Raw genomic sequence first — 6000 nt, 5'->3', positions numbered from 1 at the left:
CGCGAGCACCACCTGCTGCGGGAGCTGGCCGAGGCGTCGGTGCCGGTGGTCGAGGCGTTCGGCACCGTGCTGGACCGCAGCGACCACTCCGGCAACCACCTGGACGGGCTGCTGCTGACCAAGCACCTGCCGTACTCACTTCCCTACCGGTCGCTGTTCACCGAGCGGTCGCTGCCGGACCTGCGCTCCCGGCTGCTCGACGCGCTGGCACAGCTGTTCGTCCGGCTGCACCTGTCCGGCTTCTTCTGGGGCGACTGCTCGCTGTCCAACACCCTGTTCCGGCGCGACGCCGGGGCGCTGGCGGCCTACCTGGTGGACGCCGAGACCGGCGAGATGCACCCGCAGCTGTCCCGCGGTCAGCGGCTGCACGACCTGTCCATCGCCACCGAGAACATCGCCGGGGAGCTGATGGACCTGCAGGCCGGCGGCTACCTGTCGCTGGACGCCGATCCCATCGAAATGGCCCAGGGACTGCAGCCGCGCTACGACCAGCTGTGGGCCGAGCTGACCGATGACCAGGTCTACCCGGCCGGCGAGAGCTACCGGGTCGAGGAGCGGGTCCGGCGGCTGAACTCGCTCGGCTTCGACGTCTCCGAGATCGGCATCCGGACCGAGGACGCCGGCCGCAAGCTGCGCTTCGAGACCCACGTCGTCGAGCCCGGCCACCACCAGCGCCGGGTGTACGCGCTGACCGGCCTGCGGGTGCAGGAGAACCAGGCCCGGCTGATCCTGTCGGACCTGGCGCGGTTCCGCGCAAAATGGATCGAGGGTGTCGGCCACGACATCCCCGAGGACCTGGCGGCGCGGCGGTGGCTGGACGAGAAGTTCTACGGGGTGCTGTCCATGGTGCCGCCCGAGCTGCGCCGCAAGCTGCCGGACGCCGAGCTGTTCCACGAGATCGCCGAGCACCGGTGGCTGATGTCGGAGCGGTCCGGCCAGGACGTCGGCCGGCAGGCGGCGGTGCAGGACTACGTGGCCACGGTGCTGGCCCAGCTCCCGGACGCCGGCGTGCAGGTGTTGACCGATCCCATTACTGAGGAGCTTCCGGTGATCCGAGAATGACTGGTTCGTACACGGGTGAGGTTTCGGTCGGCGGTGCGGTCGACGTCCGCGAGCTGTCCGGGCTGACCATCGCCAAGCTCGCCGTCGGGCCGATGTCCAACAACGCCTACCTGCTGCGCTGCCGGGCCACCGGCCAGGCCATGCTGGTCGACGCCGCGAACGAGCCGGACCGGCTGCTGGAGCTGGCGCGGCTGGGCGGCGATACCGTGACCACCGTGCTGACCACTCACCGGCACGCCGACCACTGGCAGGCGCTGGCCGCCGTGGTGGCCCAGACCGGGGCGCGGACGCTGGCCGGCGTCGACGACGCGGCCGGCATCCCGGTGCCGACCGAGCGGCGGCTGGAGCACGGCGACTGCGTGCACGTCGGCGACGCGGAGCTGTCGGTGATCGTGCTGCGCGGGCACACCCCGGGCTCGGTCGCGCTGCACTACCGCGACCCGGACGGCTCGTCGCACCTGGTCACCGGCGACTCGCTGTTCCCCGGCGGGCCGGGGCGCACGACCTCTCCGGACGACTTCGGGTCGCTGATGCACGACCTGGAGCGGCGGGTCTTCGACGTGCTGCCCGATGACACCTGGTTCTATCCGGGCCACGGCAACGACTCGACGCTGGGCGCCGAGCGTCCGCACCTCGGCGAGTGGCGCGCCCGCGGCTGGTAGGGCTGTTCTTCCGGCCCTGCGTGATACTCACGCGGCGCTCTGATGACCGCTGGGTATCACGCTCACCGGCTACCCATCCGGGGCGACATCCAGAGCGCGTTAGGCGCCCGCGGGCCACACGCAGAACTCGTGGCCGTCGGGATCGGCCATCACCACCCAGTCGAGCTCACCCTGGCCGATGTCGATCCGGCGCGCGCCGAGGGCGACGAGCCGCTCCACCTCGGCAAGCTGGTCGCCGCCGGCGGGTGGCGCGAGATCGAAGTGCAGGCGGTACTTCCCGGTCTTCGGCTTCAGCGGCGGCCCACCCCAGGTGATCTTCGGGCCGCCGCGGGGCGAGCGGATGGCGGTCTGGAGGTCCTGGTCCCACACCAGCGGCCAGCCCAGTGCTTCGCTCCAGAAGTACCCGACCTCCTGCGAGCCGTCGCACGCCACCGCCCCGACGAATCCGCAGTCGGCGAGGAAGCCGTTGCCCGGCTCGATGACGCAGAACTCGTTGCCCTCGGGGTCGGCGAGCACCACATGCGGCTCCTCCGGCCGTTGACCGACGTCGATATGCCGGGCGCCCAGGTCGAGCGCCTTCGCCACTGTCCGCTGCTGGTCGTCCAGGGAGGTGCTCGTCAGGTCGAAGTGCATCTGGTTCTGGACGGTTTTCTGCTGCTGGGTCGGGAGGAAGCGGATCTGAAAGCCGGTGTCATCGCTCGGCACCAGCGTCGTGCCTCCGTAGCGGTCGGCGGCCGGCTCCCAGCCCAGCAGGCCGGCCCAGAAGCGCGCGAGGCGGGCCGGGTCGTTGGCATCGAAGCACAGGGCGAGCAGCCGGGCGGTCATCGCCGGCTCACCAGCCCAGCTCGTGCAACCGGTCGTCGTCGATGCCGAAGTGGTGGCCTACTTCGTGGATCACCGTCCGGCGTACTTCCTCCACCACGTCCTCCTCGCTGCCGCAGAACGAGCAGATCGCCTGCCGGTAGATGGTGATCTGGTCGGGCAACGCACCTGAGTAGTTGCTCGTGCGTTCGGTCAACGGGATACCGCGGTAGAGCCCCAGCAGGCCCGGCGGGCCGTCGTCGTGCTCGACGACGACCGCCACGTTGCGCATCAGCCGGCCCAGGTCCGGAGGCAACCCGTCCAACGCTTCGCCGACCATCGCCTCGAAGCGAGCGGGATCTACCTCGACCATCCACCCAGTATGAGGACGACGAGTCGGCGCTCTGCGTGGCCGGCTCACCGGCGATGCCGCCAGTGGCATCTCAGCGCGGAGCTGCGTAGCGTGACATATCACTGATTTCGGACGAAGTTCCGACTGTGTAGGAGGCCACGATGCGCCACGTCCGGATGGGATTCCTCGCGGCATCCCTCACCGCCGTCCTGACGGGTGGGTTGGTCGCCGTTCAACCGACAGTCGGCGCGGTATCGGCTGTCTCGGCGCTGGGCACCGTCTCGCCGAACTGCAACACCGTCGCGCCGCAGTCGGTGACGGCCACCGTGGCCTCGGCCCAGGTCGAGGCCACCTTCAACGACCCGGTCGCCCACGGTGGCCAGGATCTCGCCCAGCTCAACGAGATCATCCGGCTGGTCAACTGCACGCCGGGCGGTGCCACGATCCGGATGGCGATCTACAGCATCACCGCCAACACCGTCTACCGGGCGATCGCCGACGCGGTCGCCCGTGGCGTGCTGGTGCAGGTGGTGCACAACGGCGAGGACAAGAACTCCAGCGACTCGAGCCCGACGGACCTCGCCGCACTGCTCGGCGCCAACCACCACTGGTGCGACCACGGCTCGGCCGGGCTCGCCTACGGCGGCGGGTGCCTGTCCAACGACCCGAGCAGCCTGATGCACGCCAAGTACCTGCTGTTCAGCCAGACCCAGGACCTGGCCGGGGTGATGCAGTCCAACGTCACCTGGTTCGGCTCTCCCAACGAGACCTTCGCCTCGGGCGCGAACCTGTTCAACAACAGCGTGACCGTGTATGGCGACGCCACCCTGTACGACGACTTCATCAATTACGTGTGGACGCCGATGTGGCAGGAGAACAGCTACCCCGGCAACGATTTCTACGACGTCTCCACCCCGCGCGGCTACTTCAGCTCGGGCTATTCCGGGGTGACCGGCTACGTCTCGCCGCAGCAGCAGACCGACCTGGTGGTCGATCGGCTCAGCTACGTCAACCCGAACTCGTCCTGCCAGCTCCGGGTCATGGAGGCCACCATCCACGACACCCGCTCGGCGGTGGTCACCCAGCTGGCCAGCCTGCACAAGGGTGGCTGCAAGGTCTACGTCACGGTCGGCAGCATCGACCCCGGCGTGCTGAAGACCCTGGTGAGCAACGGGATCGCGGTGCACTCGGCGCCGGTGCACGACAAGCTGATCATCTTCTACGGCAGCTACGCCGACGTGACGACCAACCGGTACACGATTTTCACCGGCTCGCACAATCTCACCAAGAGCGCGCTGAGCATCAACGACGAGCTGCTGGTCAAGATCCAGGGCGTGCCGCAGGTCCTGTACCAGGCCTTCTACAGCCACTTCGGCGACGCCTACAGCACCGGCACGGTGTGCACCGCCACCTCCTGCCCGGCCCAGGGTGGCGGCGAGTAGCGGGCTGGCATCAGCGCGGACCCTCGACACCTGTCGCGGCGACACCTGCTTCCGTCCCGGCCGGGCAGCGCCCGATCCCTGCGTGAGCAAGGCGTTCGCGCCGGACGGCTAGCTGGAGGCTCGCACCGCCCATGCCGTCGCGTCGACGGTGAACGGGCCCGGCGGAAGGAGTTCCGCGCAGCGGGCACGCAGGCCCTCGCGGTGCTCCGCGGTCAGGTTCGCGACGTAGGTTCCGGCGGGTCCGACGCCGAGGGTGAACGGCCGCCACCAGGCGTCGACGTCGGCGAACAGGGCGCTCACGGTGAGCGCGGCCTGCTCCACCGGGTGCAGGCCGACGCTGCGGAACAACTCGGCCAGCTGCCCCTCGCGGGTGCCCGGCAAGGTCGACTCGTCGGGGGCGTCCGGATCGAGGTCGCGCACCGCGCGCCAGAAGGTAGCGAGCGGCCCCAGACCCCCGGCGTGGTCCCAGACGCACGCGGCCACCACGCCGCCGGGCCGGGTGACCCGGGCCATCTCGGCGATCCCGGCCCGGGGGTCGTCCATGAAGTGCACCACCAGCTGGGCGAGCACGCGATCGAACGAGCTGTCCGGGAACGGTAACCGCTCTGCCGGTGCCTGCCGGGCGTCGACGTCGGGCAGTCGCAGCCGGATCGCCGACACGGCAGCGGCGGAAGGGTCGACCGCCGCGACTGCCCGGGCGCCGAGCAGTTCCACCAGCACCGCGGTCAGGGCTCCGAAACCCGCTCCGACATCCAGGGCGCGCTGACCCGGGCCGGCGTCGGCGAAGGCGGCGAACTCGGCGGCGAGCGGTTCGGAGTAGCGGCCCATGAATTCGCCGTAGGCCGATGCGTCGACCTCGAAGCTCATGGCGCCAAATCTAGCCGCCGGCCGGTCGCGGTGCCCGCACCTCACCAGCCCAACTCGTGCAAGCGGTCGTCGTCGATGCCGAAGTGGTGGCCCACTTCGTGGATCACCGTCCGGCGTACCTCCTCCACGACTTCGGCCTCGGTGTCGCAGATGGAGCAGATCGCCCGGTGATAGATGGTGACCATCGCCTCGAACCGGTCCGGAGCTACCTCAACCATGGCGACCCCGCGCTGCCGGACCGGATCGGCCGCACGCCGGCGACCTGTGCACGATCACCATGCTCGTCTCGATCCCCATCGTGTTAGCGGGCAGTCCCGTCGCTCGAGCAGCTCCGGCTCGACGCCGGAAGGCGAGCCGACCTTTCTCGTCGGGCGCCATGGGCGCCTGCGAGGCGCATACTCCCAGCATGGGTGAGCAGGAAGAAGAACCAGACGACATCGCCGAGCCGGCAGCCGACTCGCAGCGGTTCAAACGGCTGCCTGAGCGCGTGAGATTGGAGGACACCGTAGAGACCAAGGATACGAACGTCGCACGAGATCCCGAAGGCGGGCGCGATACCGACCGCGACTTCATGTTCCGCCATCTGGGCGGCTGACGCCGCCGGCCCTGGCAGGGCGCGCACGACTGCTGCCGGAAGGCACTGACGCGATCGTCATAACGAACGGCGGTCATGACGAGCGATTGTTATGACAGTCCACTGAAGGGGTGTGGATCGGGCAACAACCCACGGCAGCGCGGGAGAATGGACAGTGCCGCCGGCGGAGTTACCAGCCGGCGGCACCGTATGGTGCGCTCGCGCGCGAATGCCTTCGAA

At 69.5% G+C, this 6000-nt stretch carries 7 protein-coding genes and 1 pseudogene; 4 read left to right on the top strand and 4 right to left on the bottom strand.

Annotation, left to right across the window (positions count from 1 at the left end; genetic code table 11):
- Positions 1-1062 (top strand): DUF4032 domain-containing protein (locus VLJ82_RS17670; RefSeq protein ID WP_408664677.1); only part of this gene is annotated, 1062 nt, incomplete at its 5' end.
- Positions 1059-1724: an MBL fold metallo-hydrolase gene (locus tag VLJ82_RS17665; RefSeq protein WP_408664676.1), complete on the top strand. Its 666-nt coding sequence runs from the start codon at positions 1059-1061 to the stop codon at positions 1722-1724. The genes VLJ82_RS17670 and VLJ82_RS17665, both read left to right, overlap by 4 nt.
- A 99-nt stretch (positions 1725-1823) precedes the next feature.
- Here the strand turns inward: VLJ82_RS17665 and VLJ82_RS17660 are convergent, their stop codons facing one another.
- Positions 1824-2549: a VOC family protein gene (locus VLJ82_RS17660; protein ID WP_408664675.1), complete on the bottom strand. Its 726-nt coding sequence runs from the start codon at positions 2547-2549 to the stop codon at positions 1824-1826.
- A 7-nt stretch (positions 2550-2556) separates the two neighbouring features.
- On the bottom strand, positions 2557-2898 hold the full coding sequence (locus VLJ82_RS17655; RefSeq protein ID WP_408664674.1) for a metallopeptidase family protein: 342 nt from the start codon (positions 2896-2898) through the stop codon (positions 2557-2559).
- Positions 2899-3038: 140 nt separating this feature from the next.
- On the opposite strand from VLJ82_RS17655, the gene VLJ82_RS17650 reads away from it, so the two are divergent.
- Complete coding sequence (locus VLJ82_RS17650; protein ID WP_408664673.1) at positions 3039-4319, top strand: phospholipase D-like domain-containing protein; 1281 nt, start codon at positions 3039-3041, stop codon at positions 4317-4319.
- 108 nt (positions 4320-4427) lie between these two features.
- On the opposite strand, the gene VLJ82_RS17645 is transcribed toward VLJ82_RS17650, so the two are convergent.
- Positions 4428-5186, bottom strand: a complete 759-nt coding sequence (locus VLJ82_RS17645) for a class I SAM-dependent methyltransferase (protein ID WP_408664672.1) — start codon at positions 5184-5186, stop codon at positions 4428-4430.
- 41 nt (positions 5187-5227) lie between these two features.
- A pseudogene (locus tag VLJ82_RS17640) lies at positions 5228-5413 on the bottom strand (metallopeptidase family protein); the annotation flags it as partial.
- Between the two features lie 179 nt (positions 5414-5592).
- Between VLJ82_RS17640 and VLJ82_RS17635 the strand changes: the two are divergent.
- Entirely contained in the window at positions 5593-5781 is a 189-nt protein-coding gene (locus VLJ82_RS17635; RefSeq protein WP_408664671.1) for a heme biosynthesis protein HemY, read from the top strand.
- Positions 5782-6000: the final 219 nt, after the last annotated feature.

The sequence above is a fragment of the Jatrophihabitans sp. genome (assembly GCF_035474675.1).
In the GTDB taxonomy this organism is placed as follows: Bacteria; Actinomycetota; Actinomycetes; order Mycobacteriales; family Jatrophihabitantaceae; genus Jatrophihabitans_A.
The sequence above is the reverse complement of the archived record's forward strand: the minus strand, read 5'-3'. Positions and strand labels throughout refer to the sequence as shown.

Coding starts and splice junctions, on each gene's coding strand:
- VLJ82_RS17665 (WP_408664676.1), top strand. CDS start 1,059: ATGACTGGTTCGTACACGGGTGAGGTTTCGGTCGGCGGTGCGGTCGAC.
- VLJ82_RS17660 (WP_408664675.1), bottom strand. CDS start 2,549: ATGACCGCCCGGCTGCTCGCCCTGTGCTTCGATGCCAACGACCCGGCC.
- VLJ82_RS17655 (WP_408664674.1), bottom strand. CDS start 2,898: ATGGTCGAGGTAGATCCCGCTCGCTTCGAGGCGATGGTCGGCGAAGCG.
- VLJ82_RS17650 (WP_408664673.1), top strand. CDS start 3,039: ATGCGCCACGTCCGGATGGGATTCCTCGCGGCATCCCTCACCGCCGTC.
- VLJ82_RS17645 (WP_408664672.1), bottom strand. CDS start 5,186: ATGAGCTTCGAGGTCGACGCATCGGCCTACGGCGAATTCATGGGCCGC.
- VLJ82_RS17635 (WP_408664671.1), top strand. CDS start 5,593: ATGGGTGAGCAGGAAGAAGAACCAGACGACATCGCCGAGCCGGCAGCC.